Genomic DNA, 17,429 nt, shown 5'->3' with positions numbered 1-17,429 from the left:
ATGGCCGCAGCCACGCCCCATCCCGCCCCGGCCACCACCCAGGCCACCGCCACCACCGCCACCACTCCCGCAACCCTGCCCGCCCTCGTGCTCATCGGCCACGGCATGGTCGGCCAGCGCTACCTGGAGGCGCTCGCCGAACTCGGCGCCACCTCCACGCACCGGATCACCGTGCTCTGCGAGGAGCCGCGGCCCGCCTACGACCGCGTGCACCTGACCTCGTACTTCTCCGGCAGCACCCCCGAGGACCTCTCCCTCACCCCCGCCTCCTTCATGGAGGAGCACGGGATCGCCCTGCACCTCGACGACCCCGCCGAGACCATCGACCGCGACGCCCGCACCGTCACCTCCCGCTCGGGGCAGGTGTTCCCGTACGACGTGCTCGTGCTGGCGACCGGCAGCTACCCCTTCGTGCCGCCCGTCCCCGGCAAGGACGCCCCGGGCTGTTTCGTCTACCGCACCATCGAGGACCTCCTCGCGATCGAGGAGTACGCCAAGACCCGGACCACCGGCGCCGTGGTCGGCGGCGGCCTGCTCGGGCTGGAGGCCGCCGGCGCGCTCAAGGGCCTCGGACTCGCCACCCGCGTCGTGGAGTTCGCGCCCCGGCTGATGCCCGTCCAGGTCGACGAGGGCGGCGGCGCGGCCCTGCTGCGCACCATCGAGAACATGGGGCTCACCGTCCACACGGGCGTCGGCACCCAGGAGGTCCTCACCGGCGAGGACGGCTCGGTCAGCGGCATGAAGCTGTCCGACGGCTCCAGCGTCGACACCGACCTGGTGGTCTTCTCCGCCGGTGTCCGCCCCCGCGACCAGCTCGCCCGCGAGAGCGGCCTCACCGTCGGCGAACGCGGCGGCATCGCCGTCGACGCCCGCTGCCGCACCTCCGACCCGCACGTCTACGCCATCGGCGAGTGCGCGCTCGCCTCCGACGGCCGCGTCTACGGCCTGGTCGCCCCCGGCTACGAGATGGCGGAGACGGCCGCCGCGGACCTGCTGGGCCGCGAGAAGGAGTTCACCGGCGCCGACCTCTCCACCAAGCTCAAGCTCCTCGGCGTGGACGTGGCCTCCTTCGGCGACGCCCACGGCGCCACCGCCGGCAGCCTCGACGTCGTCTACTCCGACTCCCGCTCCGGGGTCTACAAGAAGGTCGTCGTCTCCGCCGAAGGCGTCCTGCTCGGCGGCGTCCTGGTCGGCGACGCCGACTCCTACGGTCTGCTGCGCCCGCTCACCGGCTCCGTACCGCCCGTCACCCCCGAGCAGCTGGTGCTGCCCGCCGGCGCCGGCGCACCCGTCGCACTCGGCCCGGCCTCGCTCCCGGACAGCGCGGTGATCTGCTCCTGCCACAACGTCACCAAGAAGGCGATCACCGCCCACACCACGGTGCCCGAGGTCAAGAAGTGCACCAAGGCGGGCACCGGCTGCGGGAGCTGCCTCAAGGTGATCGGCCAGCTGATGCCGCCGGCCGCCGACAAGGGGCTCTGCGACTGCTTCTCCTTCACCCGCGCCGAGCTCTACGAGATCGTCCGCACCCTGCGCGTGACCTCGTACGAGAAGCTCCTCGACAGCCACGGCCGCGAGGAGGCGCGCGGCGGCGAGGGCTGCGAGGTCTGCAAGCCCACCGTCGGTTCGATCATCGCCTCGCTCGCTCCCACCCTCGGCGCGAGCGGCTACGTCCTGGACGGGGAGCAGGCCGCCCTCCAGGACACCAACGACCACTTCCTCGCCAACATGCAGCGCAACGGCTCGTACTCGGTCGTCCCGCGCATCCCCGGCGGCGAGATCACCCCCGACAAGCTCATCGTGATCGGCGAGGTGGCCCGCGACTTCGGCCTCTACACGAAGATCACCGGCGGGCAGCGCATCGACCTCTTCGGTGCCGCCATCGACCAGCTCCCCCTCATCTGGGCCCGGCTCGTCGAGGCCGGCTTCGAGTCCGGGCACGCGTACGGCAAGGCCCTGCGGACCGTGAAGTCCTGCGTGGGCCAGACCTGGTGCCGCTACGGGGTCCAGGACTCGGTACGGATGGCCATCGACCTGGAGCTGCGCTACCGGGGCCTGCGCGCCCCGCACAAGCTCAAGTCGGCGGTCTCCGGCTGCGCCCGCGAGTGCGCGGAGGCGCAGAGCAAGGACTTCGGGATCATCGCGACGGCGAGCGGCTGGAACCTCTACGTCGGCGGCAACGGCGGGGCCACCCCGCGCCACGCCGACCTGCTGGCGCAGGACCTGTCCGACGCCGAACTGGTCCGGCTCATCGACCGGTTCCTCATGTTCTACATCCGCACCGCCGACCGGCTGGAGCGGACCTCCACCTGGCTGGACCGGCTGGAGGGCGGCCTCGACCACCTGCGGGACGTGATCGTGCACGACTCGCTCGGGCTGTGCTCGGAGCTGGAGTCGCTGATGGCCGACCACGTGGCGCACTACCGCGACGAATGGGCCGAGACCCTGGACGACCCGGAGCGGCTGCGCCGGTTCGTGTCCTTCGTCAACGCCCCCGGCGCACCCGACCCGAGCGTGAAGTTCGTCCCCGAACGCGGCCAGGTCAAGCCCGACCTGACCGTCCTGACCCTGGAGCCCCTGGGAGGCACCCGATGACCGTGGAACTGCAGGTGGCGGAGGGATGGCTCACCGTGTGCGAGCTGTCGGCGCTGATCCCCGGGCGCGGGGTGGCGGCGCTGCTGCCCGACGGGAGCCAGGCCGCCGTGTTCGTCGACCGCACGGGACGCCCGTACGCCATCGGCAACCGGGACCCCTTCACCGGGGCGCAGGTGCTCTCGCGCGGGCTGGTCGGCTCGGCCTCGGGACGGCTCTTCGTGGCCTCGCCCCTGCTCAAGCAGCGCTTCGACCTGGAGTCGGGGCACTGCCTGGACGACGAGGAGGTGGCGGTCCGTACGTACCCGGTGCGGACCGCCGCGACCTCCGTCTGAGGCTCAGCCCTGGACCATGGCCGGGTCCATCCACATGATCTCCCAGGTGTGGCCGTCGAGGTCGTCGAAGGCACGGCCGTACATGACCCCGTGGTCCTGTGCGGGACGGGGCTCGGTGGCGCCGGCCGCCAGGGCCCCGTCGACGAGCTCGTCGACGGCGGTGCGGCTCTCGGCGCTCAGACACAGCAGCACCTCGGAGGTCTTGGTGGCGTCCGCGATGGCCTTGTGGGTGAAGTCCTTGTACCGCGCCTCGGTCAGGAACATGGCCACGATCGAGTCCGTGATGGGCATCGAGGCGCAGTTCTCGTCGGTGAACTGGGCGTTGTAGCCGTAACCGAGCTTGCTCCAGAAGGTCTTGGTGGCCTCAAGGTCCTTGACCGGCAGGTTGACGAAGATCATGGTGGAGGACATCGGGGTCTCTCTTCTCTCGGCGCGTTCCGTTGCTTTCGAGAGGTAGACCGCAGGGCCTCGGGGAACTCATCGCTCCCGGCGAAGTTCTTTCGACATTTCTTCGATGCGCTACGAACCTGCAGGTCAGGCCGTGATCGAGCGCAGTTCCAGGGCCGCCAGCGGTACGAAGCCCAGCCCGTCGGCGCTCTCCATCGAGGCGTCGGCGCCGGACAGCCGCTTGTGCAGGGTCAGCGCGATCCGCTCGCCCTGGGCCTTGGCCCGCTCCGCGTTCGGCCCCCGGTGCAGTCCGTCGATCGTGGCCCGCCACAGCTGTACCCAGCGGCCGAAGTCCTCGGCGGTCATCTCGCGGGCCGACTGGAGGGCCGCGTGCGGGGCGAAGGCGTTGCGCCGGTAGTCGGCGCTGCGGAAGAGGGCCCGCTCCCAGAAGTCGGTGATCCGGGGCAGGTGCACGTCGAGGTCGGTGCCGGCGATCTCGGTGAAGAAGGGTCCGATCCGCGGATCGGCGAAGGCCGCCGTGTAGAAGCGGCGCAGCACGACGTCGAGGTCGGGGCGGCCGGTGATGTCGGCGGCAGTGTCGGCGGCGGCAGCAGCAGGGTGGTCCATCACTCCACCATCCTCCCGCACCCGCCCCCTCCCCAGGGCAGAAAGTCCTGCATTAAGCCGTCCCGAGCCGCTTCGATACCGCTGGGACGGCTCTTCGGCGGCTCCTCGACGCCCCTTCGACGGCGCTTCGATTTTCGGGAAATCCCCCCGCGAGGATTGACCTCGTCCCGGTCGCTCCCGCGTCATATGGAATTGACGTCACGTCAACTCGACGGTTCTAAGTTCCTCGACGCGTGCGTGACTCCCCGCCCGACCGGGCGTGGAGCCTCTCCTCCCACAGGAGTGACCGTGGAACGTCGTACCTTCCTTCGCGGGGCCGTCATCGGCTCCTCCGCCGCCGCCTTCGGCGGCACGCTGATGCACGGCGCGGCCTACGCGGCCCCCGCCCAGCCCGGCGCCGGACCCTACGGGGCGCTCGGCGCCGCCGACGCCAACGGCATCATGCTGCCCGCCGGTTTCAGCAGCCGGGTGATCGCGCGCTCCGGCCAGACCGTCAGCGGCACCTCGTACACCTGGCACAGCGCCCCCGACGGCGGCGCCTGTTTCGCAGACGGCACGGGCTGGATCTACGTGTCGAACTCGGAGATCAACCCCTCCGGCGGTGCGAGCGCGGTGAAGTTCAACTCCTCCGGCAGCATCACGGGCGCCTACCGGATCCTCTCCAACACCCGCCAGAACTGCGCGGGCGGCAAGACCCCGTGGAACACCTGGCTGTCCTGCGAGGAGGTCAGCCTCGGCTACGTCTACGAGACCGACCCCTACGGCGTGAACGCGGCCGTGCAGCGCCCCGCGATGGGCCGCTTCAAGCACGAGGCGGCCGCCGCGGACCCGGTGCGCCAGGTCATCTACCTGACCGAGGACGAGACCAGCGGCTGCTTCTACCGCTTCATCCCCACCACCTGGGGCAACCTCTCCTCCGGCACCCTCCAGGTCCTCAAGGCCGGCACGGCCACCTCCGGCTCCTTCACCTGGGCCAACGTCCCGGACCCGGACGGCTCGCCGACCACCACGCGCACCCAGGTCTCGGGCTCGAAGAAGTTCAACGGCGGCGAGGGCTGCCACTACGCCAACGACACGGTGTGGTTCACGACCAAGGGCGACAACCGGGTCTGGCAGCTCAACCTCGCGAACAGCACCTACGAGCTGGCCTACGACGATTCCCTGGTCCCCGGCGGCAACGCCCCCCTGACGGGCGTCGACAACGTCACCGGTTCCTCGTACGGCGACCTGTACATCGCCGAGGACGGCGGCAACCTGGAGATCTGCGTGATCACCCCGGACGACGTGGTCGCCCCCTTCCTCCGGGTCACCGGCCAGTCCTCCTCGGAGATCACCGGCCCCGCCTTCTCCCCCGCCGGCAACCGCCTCTACTTCAGCAGCCAGCGCGGCACGAGCGGCAGCTCGACGGGCGGCATCACGTACGAGGTCACTGGCCCGTTCCGCACCTGACCCCGTCCCGCAGGACCGCACCCCGGCGGGGTCACGAACCCGCCGGGGTGCGGCCGGTCACGACACCACGGCCCCGCCCTTGAGGAGCGCGGCTCCCAGCGGCGTCACCGTGTGCAGCACGGCGTTGCCCCGCCGCAGCGTGGTGACCAGTCCGGCCTCCCGCATCACCCCCGCGTGCTGGCTCGCTGAGGCCAGCGACACCCCGGCCCGCCGCGCCAGCTCGCTCGTGGTGGCCCCGTCACCGATCGCCTCGAGCACCACCGACCGGGTGTGCCCGACGAGCTTGCCCAGGGTGAGCTGGCGGTGCCTGCGCCGCTCCTCCGCCGGCCGGGCCGCCTCGCCGCCGGCCTGCGCGGAGGAGAGCTCGGCCGCCGCCGGATACACCAGCACGGGCGCCAGCTCCGGATCGTGCAGGGTCACCGCGGTGCGCCGGCAGAAGAAGGAGGGCTGGAGCAGCAGCCCGCGCCCGCGGAGCCGTACGTCCCGGTCCACCGGGTAGTCGCACTCCAGCACCGGCGCCCGCCAGCGCAGCATCGGCGGCAGCGAGGCCAGTAGCTCGTCCGCTCCGCCGTCGAGCAGCGCCCGCCCCCGCATGGCACGCTCGGCCTCGATCTGCGCCTGGATGTGGCTCCAGTACGGCTCCACGGCCGCCCGGTGGTACCCGCGCAGCTCCCCCAGCAGCCGGGGCAGGTGCGCGGTGTCCCCCTCCATGAAGTCCCGCAGCCGCCTGGGGACCAGGGTCTCCGGGCCGCGGTACGCGCCGCCACCGGCCGCCGCCGGGATCCCGAAGGCCGCGGCCATGCCGGAGCCGGCCTCCACGCCCCGGCCGAGCAGGACGAGCTCGCGACGCAGCCGCTCGGGGCGGATCCCGCGCAGTGCGTCGAGGCCCACGTCCCACCCGTACTGCCCCTCCGTGGGGGTCAGGAAATCGGGGAAATACCCGCGGCTCGGTATCAGCGCACCGAGAAGTCGTGTTTCACCATTCAACCTGGTGCGTGTTTCGGCACGCCAATCGCCGAAGAGCCGGCTATCCCGCCGGTCCCGTAAACGGTGAAAACTCAGAATCGTTTCCCACAACGCATCCGGACGCCCTGCCATCCTTACGCGCGCGAGGTCCACTCCAGTGAAATGGATACGCAGCACCCGAACCCCCACCTGTGCAACCGCAATCCCCCCGCCCCTTGAGTATGCACGCCGTCACACGTGGTCACCATGGCCTTTCAGCCACAGTTGAAACCCCTTTCGGCGAAGGTGTGACAACCGAAATCCTGTACTCCGCCGGGCACACTCCGGCGCGACCGAAACGCTCCGCGAAGGCCGTGGGGGGCTTTGCGGGGCCTGGCGGTCGGTCGCACCGGGAAGCGCCGACGTGTCCGGCGGATTGGCGACAGGCGGTGGACGGGTGGGGATCCGTCCACCGCCTGTTGCCGTTAAGGCATCTGGAACAACATTGAACCAATACTGAGCCCCGGGAACCCCGGGGAACGTCGAGGAACGCCGCCCGGGAACACCGGGGAACGCCCTCGAACGTCGGTGAAGGCCGGGGAACGCCGGGGAAATAGACGCGCCTGCCACCGGACGTCAGGGAACCCGGGGGCAGGCGCGGTCACTGGGGGCCCCTGCATCGGGGCCGTGAAGGGGTCAGCGGCTGTCGCTGCCCTTCGACTCGGCGGCGGCGCGGCCGGCCTCCAGGCGCGCGACCGGAATCCGGAACGGCGAGCAGGAGACGTAGTCCAGGCCGACCTCGTGGAAGAAGTGGACGGACTCGGGGTCACCGCCGTGCTCTCCGCAGACGCCGAGCTTGAGGTCGGGGCGGGTGGCCCGGCCGGCCTCGACGGCGCTGCGGACCAGCGTGCCGACGCCGTCCCGGTCGATGGTCTCGAAGGGCGAGACCCCGAAGATGCCCTTTTCCAGGTAGGCGGTGAAGAAGCTGGCCTCGACGTCGTCGCGGGAGAAGCCCCACACGGTCTGGGTCAGGTCGTTCGTGCCGAAGGAGAAGAACTGCGCGGCCTCGGCGATCTGGCCGGCCGTGAGGGCGGCGCGGGGCAGCTCGATCATGGTGCCGATGGTCAGCTTGAGGTCGGTGCCGGTGGCGGCCTCGACCTCGGCGATGACCGCGTCGGCCTCCTCGCGGACGATCTCCAGCTCCTGGACGGTGCCCACGAGCGGAACCATGATCTCGGCGCGCGGGTCGCCCTTGGCGTTCTTGCGCTCGGCCGCGGCCTCGGCGATCGCCCGGACCTGCATCTTGAACAGGCCGGGGATGACCAGGCCGAGACGGACGCCGCGCAGACCCAGCATCGGGTTCTGCTCGTGCAGCTTGTGCACGGCCTGGAGCAGGCGCAGGTCGTTCTCGTTGGCGTCCTTGCGGGACTCGGCGAGGGCGACGCGCACCGACAGCTCGGTGATGTCGGGCAGGAACTCGTGCAGCGGCGGGTCGAGCAGGCGGACGGTGACGGGCAGCCCGTCCATCGCCTCGAACAGCTCGACGAAGTCCTTCTTCTGCAGCGGCAGGAGGGCACTGAGTGCCTCCTCGCGCTCGTCGTCGGTGTCCGCGAGGATCAGTCGCTCCACCAGTTCGCGGCGCTCACCGAGGAACATGTGCTCGGTGCGGCACAGGCCGATGCCCTGGGCGCCGAAGCGGCGGGCGCGCAGCGCGTCCTCGGCGTTGTCGGCGTTGGCGCGCACCCGCAGGCGGCGTACGCGGTCGGCGTAGGCCATGATCCGGTGCACGGCGGCGACGAGCTCGTCGGCGTCGTCGGCGCCGGCGTGCATGCGGCCCTCGAAGTACTCGACGACCGGGGACGGTACGACGGGTACCTCGCCGAGGTAGACCTTGCCGGTGGAGCCGTCGATGGAGACGACGTCGCCCTCTTCGACGACCGTTCCGCCGACCGTCATGCGGCGGCGCTTGGTGTCGACCTCGAGGTCCTCGGCGCCGCAGACGCAGGTCTTGCCCATGCCGCGGGCGACGACGGCCGCGTGGGAGGTCTTGCCGCCGCGCGAGGTCAGGATGCCCTCGGAGGCGATCATGCCGTCCAGGTCGTCGGGGTTGGTCTCGCGGCGGATCAGGATGACCTTCTCGCCGGAGCGGGACCACTTGACGGCCGTGTAGGAGTCGAAGACGGCCTTGCCGACGGCCGCGCCCGGGGAGGCGGCGATGCCGCGGCCCAGCAGGGTCGTCTTGGCGCCCTCGTCGAAGCGCGGGAACATCAGCTGCGCGAGCTGGGCGCCGTTGACGCGCTGGAGGGCCTCGGCCTCGTCGATGAGGCCCTGGTCGACGAGCTGCGTGGCGATGCGGAAGGCGGCGCCGGCGGTGCGCTTGCCGACGCGGGTCTGGAGCATCCACAGCTGGCCGCGCTCGATGGTGAACTCGATGTCGCAGAGATCCTTGTAGTGGGTCTCCAGCGTCGTCATGATCGTCATGAGCTGGTCGTACGAGACCTTGTCGATGGTCTCGAGGTCCGCGAGCGGCACGGTGTTGCGGATGCCCGCGACCACGTCCTCGCCCTGGGCGTTCTGCAGGTAGTCGCCGTAGACGCCCGCGTGGCCGGTGGCCGGGTCGCGGGTGAAGGCGACGCCGGTGCCCGAGTCGGGGCCGAGGTTGCCGAAGACCATGGAGCAGATGTTGACCGCGGTGCCCAGGTCGCTCGGGATGCGCTCCTGGCGGCGGTAGAGCTTGGCGCGGTCGGTGTTCCAGGAGTTGAAGACCGCTTCGACGGCGAGGTCGAGCTGCTCGCGGGCGTCCTGCGGGAACTCGCGGCCGGCCTGCTTGGCGACGATCTTCTTGAAGCGGGTGACCAGCTTCTTGAGGTCGGCGGCGTCGAGGTCGGTGTCGACGGTGACCTTCTTGGCGGCCTTGGCCTCGTCGAGGGCTTCCTCGAAGAGCTCGCCGTCCACGTCGAGGACGGTCTTGCCGAACATCTGGATCAGGCGACGGTACGAGTCCCACGCGAAGCGCTCGTTGCCGGCCTGGGTGGCGAGACCGGCGACGGACTCGTCGGAGAGGCCGATGTTGAGGACCGTGTCCATCATGCCCGGCATCGAGAACTTGGCGCCGGAACGCACGGAGACCAGCAGCGGGTCGTCCGACTGGCCGAGCTTCTTGCCCATCTTCGCCTCGAGGGCGGCAAGGTGCGCGCTGACCTCTTCGCGCAGCTCGGCCGGGGCCTCGCCGCTGTCGAGGTAGACCTTGCAGGCCTCGGTGGTGATGGTGAAGCCGGGAGGGACCGGCAGACCCAGGTTGGTCATCTCGGCGAGGTTGGCACCCTTGCCGCCGAGAAGGTCCTTGAGGTCGCGGTTGCCCTCCGTGAAGTCGTAGACGAACTTCTGATCTTTGTTTTCCGACACGGGTCTCGACTCCTCGAGGCTCGGTGGCTGCCCTGACGGCCAGGAACATACCCAGATCGAAGGCTTATGGGTACGTCCACTTGGCGGTCATGTGGCCGTAACCACCTGGGTGCCAGCCAATCGAATGTAACTGACGAGTAGCCAAAACCTACGAAGACCCTTCAGGTCCCGAAGGGTGAGGCGCTCACTGAGGCCTGTTTCCGCTCCGATGAGCGATCATCGATACATTTGCGTTCAATACTTGAACGAACAAAGGGTGGCACCCAGTGCCACCCTTTGAAAGTCTTACCCGTGACCATTACGCTCATCTGAGCGAAACCTCACCCATGCGTGGCGTATGTCACGCCCCCGGTGGCACGTTTTGCCACCCGATTCTCAGCCTCCGGACGTGTCCAGTTCGGCTTCCTCGCCCACGCCCGCGCAGTCGTACGGATCGTTCAACCAGCCCTCGGGCAGGACAACCCGGTTGTTTCCGGACGTACGGCCCCGCGGACCGTCAGCGCTGTCCGGCCAGGGCTGATCCAAATCCAGCTCGCTCAGATGAGCATCCAGCTCGGCCAGGGAGGAGGTGACGGCGAGCTTCTGCCGCATCTCCGATCCCACCGAGAAGCCCTTGGTGTACCAGGCCACGTGCTTACGGAAGTCGATCACCCCGCGGGCCTCGTCGCCGATCCACTCCCCCAGCAGCTCGGCGTGGCGCAGCATCGTGCGCGCGACCTCGCGCAGGGTCGGCTTGTGGAAGTCCTCCGGGCGCCCCTCGAAGGCCGCGACCAGGTCGTTGAACAGCCACGGCCGCCCCAGGCAGCCGCGTCCCACGACCACCCCGTCGCAGCCGGTCTCCCGGACCATCCGCAGCGCGTCCTCGGCACACCAGATGTCGCCGTTGCCGAGCACCGGGATCTCCGGCACGTGCTCCTTGAGCCGTGCGATGGCCTCCCAGTCGGCGGTGCCGCCGTAGTGCTGGGCGGTGGTGCGGCCGTGCAGGGCTATGGCGGTGATGCCCTCCTCGACGGCGATCCGGCCGGCGTCGAGGTAGGTGAGGTGGTCGTCGTTGATGCCCTTGCGCATCTTCATCGTCACCGGCAGGTCACCGGCGCCCGCGACGGCCTCGCGCAGGATCGCGCGCAGCAGGTTGCGCTTGTACGGGAGGGCCGAGCCGCCACCCTTGCGGGTGACCTTGGGGACCGGGCAGCCGAAGTTGAGGTCGATGTGGTCGGCGCGGTCCTCTTCGACGATCATGCGGACCGCCTTGCCGACCGTCGCGGGGTCGACTCCGTACAGCTGGATCGAGCGGGGCTTCTCGGTCTCGTCGAAGTGGATCAGCTGCATGGTCTTCTCGTTGCGCTCGACCAGGGCCCGGGTCGTGATCATCTCGCTCACGAACAGTCCCTTGCCGCCCGAGAACTCGCGGCACAGCGTACGGAACGGGGCATTGGTGATGCCGGCCATCGGCGCGAGCACCACCGGGGGCTGCACGGTGTGCGGGCCGATCGCGAGAGGCGGGGGGAGCGTGGTCATCCCACCATTGTGGCTCAGCCGTGGCGTTGATCGCATGTCGTTAGTTAGCCGTACTATCGGCATCATGGACGAGTTGACCCAGCGGCGGCGCCTGCTGATCCTGACGATCTGCTGTATGAGCCTGCTCATCGTCAGCCTCGACAACACCGTCCTGAACGTCGCCCTCCCCTCCATGCGCCGCGACCTGGACGCCTCCGTGGCCGGCATGCAGTGGACGATCGACGCCTACACCCTGGTCCTCGCCTCGCTCCTGATGCTGGCCGGCTCCACCGCGGACCGGATCGGCCGCCGCAAGGTCTTCATCGCCGGTGTCGTGCTCTTCACCGCCGGCTCGGTGCTCTGCTCGCTCGCGCCGAGCCTGGGCTGGCTGATCGCCTTCCGGATGATCCAGGCCGTCGGCGGCTCGATGCTCAACCCGGTCGCCATGTCGATCATCACCAACACCTTCACCGAACCGCGCGAGCGCGCCCGCGCCATCGGCGTCTGGGGGGCGGTCGTCGGCATCTCCATGGCCGCCGGCCCGCTGATCGGCGGCCTGCTCGTGGACTCGGTCGGCTGGCGGTCGATCTTCTGGATCAACCTCCCCGTCGGCATCCTCGCCCTCGTACTGACCCTGCGCTACATCCCGGAGTCCCGGGCCGACCACCCCCGCCGCCCGGACCCGGTCGGGCAGCTGCTGGTCATGGGACTGCTCGGCTCGGTCACGTTCGGGATCATCGAGGCCCCCGCCGCCGGACTGCGCTCCCCGCTGATCCTGGGCTGCGCGCTCGTCGCCGTCCTGTCCCTGGCCGGGCTGCTGGCCTACGAGTCACGGCGGGCGGAGCCCCTGATCGACCCGCGGTTCTTCCGTAGCGCCCCCTTCAGCGGGGCCACGGTGATCGCGGTCAGCGCCTTCGCCGCGCTGTCCGGGTTCCTGTTCCTGAACACCCTGTACCTCCAGGACGTACGGGGCCTGGACGCCCTGGACGCCGGCCTGTACATGCTGCCGATGGCGGCCTTCGCCTTCCTCTGCGCCCCCGTGTCGGGACGGCTCGTCGCCACCCGGGGACCGCGGCTTCCGCTGCTGGTCGCGGGCGTGACGATGGGGGCGAGCGGGCTGCTGTTCGCGGCGTTCTCGGCCGAGAGCTCGACGCCGATGCTGTTCTGCGGGTACGTGCTCTTCGGCATCGGGTTCGGCCTGGTGAACGCGCCGATCACCAACACCGCCGTCTCCGGGATGCCCCGCGCCCAGGCCGGCGTGGCCGCCGCGGTGGCCTCCACCAGCCGGCAGACCGGCGGGGCGCTGGGCGTGGCGATCGTGGGCGCGGTCCTGGCCGCCGGGATGGCCGGCGGGTCCGGTTCCGCCGCCGCGTTCGTGGCCGCGGCCCGGCCCGCCTGGTGGATCATCACGGTGTGCGGACTGCTCGTCCTGTGCGTCGGCTTCGCCACCAGCGGCGGCTGGGCCCGGGAGACGGCCCTGCGCACGGCCCGCGCCCTGGAGCCGCAGCCCGACTCCTCGCGGGCGGACGCCGCACCGCGGCACTGAGCCGGGGGCGGCTGCGCACCTGCGTGCGTGAGCGCCTGCGTGAGTGCCTGCGTGCGTGGCCGCCTGGCGCGGCTCCTCGCCTCCTCGCCTACTCGCCGCAGGCGAAGTCGTCGCTGTGCGAGTCGATCCGGTCCAGCAGGCCGCGCAGCGCTTCCTGGTCCCGGTCCGAGAGGTGGGCGAACAGTCCGAGTTCCACCGCGTCGAGGGCCGCGTTCGTCTTCGCGAGGGCCGTGGTGCCGGCGTCGGTGATGGCGACGTTGTGGCGGCGGCGGTCGGCCGGGTCCCGGCGGCGCTCGACGAGACCGCCGCCCTCGAGGTCGTTGAGGATCCCGACGAGCACGCTCGGGTCCACCTCCAGCCGCTCGGCCAGCGCGCGCTGGCCGATGGGCCCGCCGTCCAGGTGCGTCAGGGTCATCGCGTGGCGCGGCGTGAGTCCGGCGGCGCTGAGCGCCTTCTTCATGCGGGTCTGGGTGACCGATCCGTGCCAGGCCAGCAGCATGCCCAGCCGCTGCGGCGGGTGCGTGGGGTCCTGAGGCGCCGTCATGTCCACATCGTAACAACCGGGAAATGATTGCGCCCTGCCGATCGTTGATGGTATTCAATGGTTCTACATCGCCGATCGTTGGAGCCCGCCATGTTCATCGCCTATGCCGTCGTCGCCGGACTGCTCGCCCTCACCCTCGCCGCGTCCGCGACCTTCACGCTCCAGCGCAACCCCGCGATCACGGAGAGCATGACGAAGGTCGGGGTGCCCGACTCCTGGCTCCCCCGGCTGGCCACCCTCAAGGCGGCCGGCGCCATAGGCCTGATCGCGGGCCTGTGGCTGACCCCGCTGGGCATCGCCGCCGCCATCGGCGTGACCCTCTACTTCATCGGCGCGATCCTCACCCACCTGCGCGCGAAGGACTACAGCTTCGCCCCCGCGGCCGTCCTCGCCCTGGTCGCGGCGGCCGCCCTGGTCCTGCGCGCGGCGGCCTGACGCACCCCGCGCCGCGACTCCCGCCCGGCCTCCTGGACAGTTAGTCTTCGCGCAGATAATCTGCGCGAAGAACATCTACCAGGAGGCCCCCATGTGGGAGTACGAGCACGGCATCGAGACCACCGCCGCACCCGAGGCGATCTGGGCCCTGTGGGCCGACGTCGAGAACTGGGGCACCTGGAACGCCGACATCGAGAAGATCGAGCTCCGGGGCCCCTTCGCGGCGGGCGCCGAGATCACCATGACCCCGGCCGGCCAGGACCCGGTGGAACTGCTCGTCGCCGAGGCCACCGAGGGTGAGATGTTCGTCGACGAGGCACGCTTCGCCGGCCTGGTCCTGCGGACCACCCACCGGATCGACCGGCTCGACCCGGCGCTCAGCAGGGTGGTGTACCGGATGGAGATCAGCGGCGAGGGCGCCGCCGAGGCGGGCCCGCAGATCGGACCGGCCATCACGGCCGACTGGCCCGACACCATGGCCGCGCTGGTCCGGACGGCCCAGGGCTGATGCCCCTGACCCCCGGCGAGAGCCCCGGCTTCCTCCTCTGGCACGCCACCCTGCGCTGGCAGCGGGGCATCGCCGCGGCGCTGGGCCCCCTGGGCCTGACCCACGTGCAGTTCGTCCTCCTCGCCTGCACCTGGTGGCTCAACGAGCAGGGCGAGCAGCCCAACCAGCAGGCCCTGGCGCGCCAGGCGGGCACCGACGTGAAGATGACCTCCCAGGTGGTGCGCACCCTGGAACAGAAGGGGCTCCTCGCCCGCGAAGTCGATCCGGCGGACACCCGCGCCAAGCGGCTGCGCGTCACCGCGGCCGGGGCCGAGCTGGCACCGAGGGCGATCGCCGCCGTCGAGGGGGTCGACGAGGAGTTCTTCCGGCCGGTCGCACGCGGGGACGCCATCACCCTGCTGGGCCGCCTGGCTCACCCCGAGTCCTGACCCCGCCCCTCCCCCATCCCGCTCACCCCGCTCATCCCGTCCCACCCAGCCCCGTCCGCCTTGCGGGCGGGGCTTCCTTGCACGAACGAGTGACAGATATTGAAATCTGTCAGCCGTCATGCCATTCTCGTTCCATGACGACGAACCAGAGCACCTCGAAGACCGGCACCCGCACTCTCGGCAGCACCGGACCCGGCGTCTTCCCGCTGGGGCTGGGCTGCATGGGGATGTCCGCCCTCTACGGCGAAGCCGACCGGGCGGAGTCCCTCGCCACCATCCACGCCGCCCTCGACGCCGGGGTCACCCTTCTCGACACGGGCGACTTCTACGGCATGGGGCACAACGAGCTCCTCATCAACGAAGCCCTGCGCACCGCCCCCGCCGCGGCCCGCGACAAGGCGCTGACCAGCGTGAAGTTCGGCGCCCTGCGGACGGTCGAGGGCGGCTTCACCGGGTACGACGGGCGGCCGGAGGCCGTCAAGAACTTCCTGGCCTATTCGCTCCAGCGGCTCGGCCGGGACCACATCGACGTCTACCGCATCGCCCGTGTGGACCCCGACGTGCCGATCGAGGAGACCGTCGGCGCGATCGCCGAGGCAGTCGCCGCCGGGCACGTTCGGCACATCGGGCTCTCCGAGGTCGGCGCGGACACGCTGCGCCGGGCCGCCGCCGTGGCTCCGATCGCCGACCTTCAGATCGAGTACTCCCTCATCTCGCGCGGCATAGAGGAGGAGATCCTGCCGACCGCCCGCGAGCTCGGCATCGGCATCACGGCGTACGGGGTGCTGTCCCGCGGCCTGATCAGCGGCCACTTCACCCGCGACCGGGCGCTGGCTCCGGGCGACTTCCGCGGGATGAGCCCGCGCTTCCAGGGCGGCAACCTCGACCGGAACCTCGACCTGGTCGACGCCCTGCGCAAGGTCGCCGACGAGAAGGGCGTCACCGTCGCCCAGACGGTCATCGCCTGGGTGCTCTCCCGGGGCGAGGACATCGTGCCCCTGGTCGGCGCCCGCAGCCGCGACCGGCTCGGCGAGGCGCTGGGCGCCCTCGAGGTCGTCCTGACCCCCGCCGACCTCGCCGCCATCGAGGACGCGGTCCCGGCCGGTGCGGCCGCCGGCGACCGGTACCCGGCGGCGCAGATGGCCCACCTGGACAGCGAGCACTGATCCGGCTGTACGGTCGTACTCATGCCACCCGCAGCCGCCGAGCCCCTCACCCCCGAGCGCATCCTCGAAACCACCGAGGAGGTGCTGCGGCGCTTCGGCCCGACCAAGGCCACCGTGGTGGACGTGGCGCGCGCCCTGGGCGTCAGCCACGGCAGCGTGTACCGGCACTTCCCGTCGAAGGCCGCGCTGCGCGAGGCCGTCACGGACCGCTGGCTCGCCAAGAGCGTGGTCATGCTGGAGGAGATCGCCTCGGCCCCGGCCGAGCCCGCCCCCTCCAAGCTGGAGTCGTGGCTGGAGGCGCTGTTCGAGGCCAAGCGCCACAAGGCGGGCGACGACCCCGAGCTGTTCGCGACGTACATCGTGCTGCTCGACGAGAACAGCGGCGTGGTGGAGCAGCATCTGACCGAGCTGATCGAGCAGCTGTCGCGGATCATCGGCGAGGGGGTCGCGGCGGGATCGCTCAGTGCGCCCGACGTACCGGCCGCCGCCCGCGCGGTGTTCGACGCCACCGGCCGCTTCCACGATCCGCAGTACGCGGCGGACTGGCTCACGCCGACCATCACCGCCGAGTTCGAGGCGGTCACCGCCCTGGTCATCCGGGGCCTGCGCGCCTGACCCCCGGAACCGGCCACTCCGGACAGCTTGATCATCATTTTGGGCGGCGGCCCCTTGCCGTGTACCTGCCGTGTTCCTACGTTCCCCTTACCGCACACCATCAGGTCTGTTCCAGGGGGAACCTTGTCCACTCAGCAACAACCGGCAGCGCAGTCCGGGCCGCCGGCCAGGTCCGGAGCAGCCGCCGCGATCGGCTGGATCCTGACCATCGGGTTCAACGTGGTCGCGCCGATCCTCACGTACAACATGCTCACCGACCGGGGCTGGAGCGAGTTCGCCGCACTCCTGGTCAGCGGCATCTGGCCGGTGATCGACTCCCTCGTCCACCTCGCCTGGCGCCGCAAGGTCGACGAGTTCGCCGTGGTCACCCTGGTCTTCCTGGTGATCACCGCTCTCGTCGCGCTGATCGGTACGCACTCGGCGCGCGCCCTGCTCATCAAGGACTCGGGGGTGACGGGTCTGTTCGGCGCGCTCTGCGTCGCCACCCTGTTCACGCCGCGGCCGCTGATGTTCTACTTCGGCCGCAAGTTCGGGACCGACGGGACCAAGGAGGGCGTGGCGTACTTCAACGGGCTCTGGCAGTACCCCGACTTCCGCAGCGCGATGCGGCGGATGACCACCGTCTGGGGCGTCGCGTACCTGGTGGAGGCCGCGCTGCGGGTGGTGCTGGCGTACACGCTGAGCGTCGACACGATGGTCTGGGTCAGCCCGGTCCTGATCTACGGCTTCCTGGTCTCGCTGATCTTCTGGACCATCCGGTTCTCGAAGCGCACCCAGGCCGAGGGTCAGGCCAGGGCCGCGGCCCTGGCGGCCGCGGCGGCCGACAGTCCGGCGCCCGCGTAACCGACCCGCGAGACGGCAGTGGCGGCGGGGGGGGCGTCGCCACCCCCCGCCCCCCCCATACCGCCGCACCCACCCAGCCCACGCCGCGCGGGCCGGGCGGCCGCCGG

The 17,429-nt window shown here is 70.7% G+C and carries 16 protein-coding genes; 10 read left to right on the top strand and 6 right to left on the bottom strand.

Annotation, left to right across the window (positions count from 1 at the left end; translation table 11 throughout):
- Together nirB and nirD are read left to right on the top strand one after the other, a co-directional pair.
- The gene (gene nirB, locus ACFVX6_RS30200) at positions 1-2,595 is read left to right on the top strand and encodes a nitrite reductase large subunit NirB (protein ID WP_389696795.1); all 2,595 of its coding nucleotides are present in this window, start codon (positions 1-3) and stop codon (positions 2,593-2,595) included.
- Entirely contained in the window at positions 2,592-2,927 is a 336-nt protein-coding gene (gene nirD, locus ACFVX6_RS30195) for a nitrite reductase small subunit NirD (protein WP_389696793.1), read from the top strand. Before nirB ends, nirD begins: the two co-directional genes overlap by 4 nt.
- A 3-nt stretch (positions 2,928-2,930) precedes the next feature.
- Here nirD and ACFVX6_RS30190 read toward each other — a convergent pair whose 3' ends face one another.
- Together ACFVX6_RS30190 and ACFVX6_RS30185 are read right to left on the bottom strand one after the other, a co-directional pair.
- The gene (locus ACFVX6_RS30190) at positions 2,931-3,338 is read right to left on the bottom strand and encodes a VOC family protein (protein ID WP_389696791.1); all 408 of its coding nucleotides are present in this window, start codon (positions 3,336-3,338) and stop codon (positions 2,931-2,933) included.
- 123 nt (positions 3,339-3,461) lie between these two features.
- Complete coding sequence (locus ACFVX6_RS30185) at positions 3,462-3,941, bottom strand: group III truncated hemoglobin (protein WP_389696789.1); 480 nt, start codon at positions 3,939-3,941, stop codon at positions 3,462-3,464.
- A gap of 288 nt (positions 3,942-4,229) precedes the next feature.
- On the opposite strand from ACFVX6_RS30185, the gene ACFVX6_RS30180 reads away from it, so the two are divergent.
- Positions 4,230-5,390, top strand: a complete 1,161-nt coding sequence (locus ACFVX6_RS30180) for an alkaline phosphatase PhoX (RefSeq protein WP_389696787.1) — start codon at positions 4,230-4,232, stop codon at positions 5,388-5,390.
- Between the two features lie 57 nt (positions 5,391-5,447).
- Here ACFVX6_RS30180 and ACFVX6_RS30175 read toward each other — a convergent pair whose 3' ends face one another.
- The 3 genes from ACFVX6_RS30175 to dusB all read right to left on the bottom strand — a co-directional run bounded on the left by ACFVX6_RS30175 (position 5,448) and on the right by dusB (position 11,258).
- On the bottom strand, positions 5,448-6,533 hold the full coding sequence (locus ACFVX6_RS30175; protein WP_389696785.1) for an ArsR/SmtB family transcription factor: 1,086 nt from the start codon (positions 6,531-6,533) through the stop codon (positions 5,448-5,450).
- 498 nt (positions 6,534-7,031) lie between these two features.
- The gene (ppdK, locus tag ACFVX6_RS30170) at positions 7,032-9,740 is read right to left on the bottom strand and encodes a pyruvate, phosphate dikinase (RefSeq protein WP_389696783.1); all 2,709 of its coding nucleotides are present in this window, start codon (positions 9,738-9,740) and stop codon (positions 7,032-7,034) included.
- 375 nt (positions 9,741-10,115) lie between these two features.
- Positions 10,116-11,258, bottom strand: coding sequence for a tRNA dihydrouridine synthase DusB (gene dusB / locus ACFVX6_RS30165; protein WP_389696781.1), 1,143 nt, complete (start codon positions 11,256-11,258; stop codon positions 10,116-10,118).
- Between the two features lie 64 nt (positions 11,259-11,322).
- Here dusB and ACFVX6_RS30160 point away from each other — a divergent pair, with 64 nt between their 5' ends.
- Complete coding sequence (locus ACFVX6_RS30160; protein WP_389696779.1) at positions 11,323-12,783, top strand: MFS transporter; 1,461 nt, start codon at positions 11,323-11,325, stop codon at positions 12,781-12,783.
- Between the two features lie 88 nt (positions 12,784-12,871).
- On the opposite strand, the gene ACFVX6_RS30155 is transcribed toward ACFVX6_RS30160, so the two are convergent.
- Complete coding sequence (locus ACFVX6_RS30155) at positions 12,872-13,327, bottom strand: MarR family winged helix-turn-helix transcriptional regulator (protein WP_389696777.1); 456 nt, start codon at positions 13,325-13,327, stop codon at positions 12,872-12,874.
- A 90-nt stretch (positions 13,328-13,417) separates the two neighbouring features.
- On the opposite strand from ACFVX6_RS30155, the gene ACFVX6_RS30150 reads away from it, so the two are divergent.
- The 6 genes from ACFVX6_RS30150 (at position 13,418) to ACFVX6_RS30125 (ending at position 17,322) form a co-directional block, all read left to right on the top strand.
- Positions 13,418-13,762, top strand: a complete 345-nt coding sequence (locus ACFVX6_RS30150; protein WP_389696775.1) for a DoxX family protein — start codon at positions 13,418-13,420, stop codon at positions 13,760-13,762.
- 91 nt (positions 13,763-13,853) lie between these two features.
- A complete protein-coding gene (locus tag ACFVX6_RS30145; RefSeq protein ID WP_389696773.1) occupies positions 13,854-14,270 on the top strand; it encodes a polyketide cyclase in 417 nt (138 codons plus the stop codon).
- Positions 14,270-14,698, top strand: coding sequence for a MarR family winged helix-turn-helix transcriptional regulator (locus tag ACFVX6_RS30140; RefSeq protein ID WP_389696771.1), 429 nt, complete (start codon positions 14,270-14,272; stop codon positions 14,696-14,698). The genes ACFVX6_RS30145 and ACFVX6_RS30140 overlap by 1 nt, the downstream gene beginning before the upstream one ends.
- 134 nt (positions 14,699-14,832) lie before the next feature.
- Positions 14,833-15,864 carry an aldo/keto reductase gene (locus tag ACFVX6_RS30135; RefSeq protein ID WP_389696769.1) on the top strand — a complete coding sequence of 344 codons (1,032 nt, stop codon included), beginning with the start codon at positions 14,833-14,835 and terminating at the stop codon, positions 15,862-15,864.
- A gap of 21 nt (positions 15,865-15,885) precedes the next feature.
- Positions 15,886-16,479, top strand: coding sequence for a TetR family transcriptional regulator (locus tag ACFVX6_RS30130; RefSeq protein ID WP_389696767.1), 594 nt, complete (start codon positions 15,886-15,888; stop codon positions 16,477-16,479).
- A 123-nt stretch (positions 16,480-16,602) separates the two neighbouring features.
- Complete coding sequence (locus ACFVX6_RS30125; protein WP_389696766.1) at positions 16,603-17,322, top strand: VC0807 family protein; 720 nt, start codon at positions 16,603-16,605, stop codon at positions 17,320-17,322.
- Positions 17,323-17,429: the final 107 nt, after the last annotated feature.

Origin of the sequence: Streptomyces sp. NPDC058289, assembly GCF_042880975.1 — a bacterium.
GTDB classification, from domain to species: Bacteria; Actinomycetota; Actinomycetes; order Streptomycetales; family Streptomycetaceae; genus Streptomyces; species Streptomyces stoeckheimensis.
The sequence above is the reverse complement of the archived record's forward strand: the minus strand, read 5'-3'. Positions and strand labels throughout refer to the sequence as shown.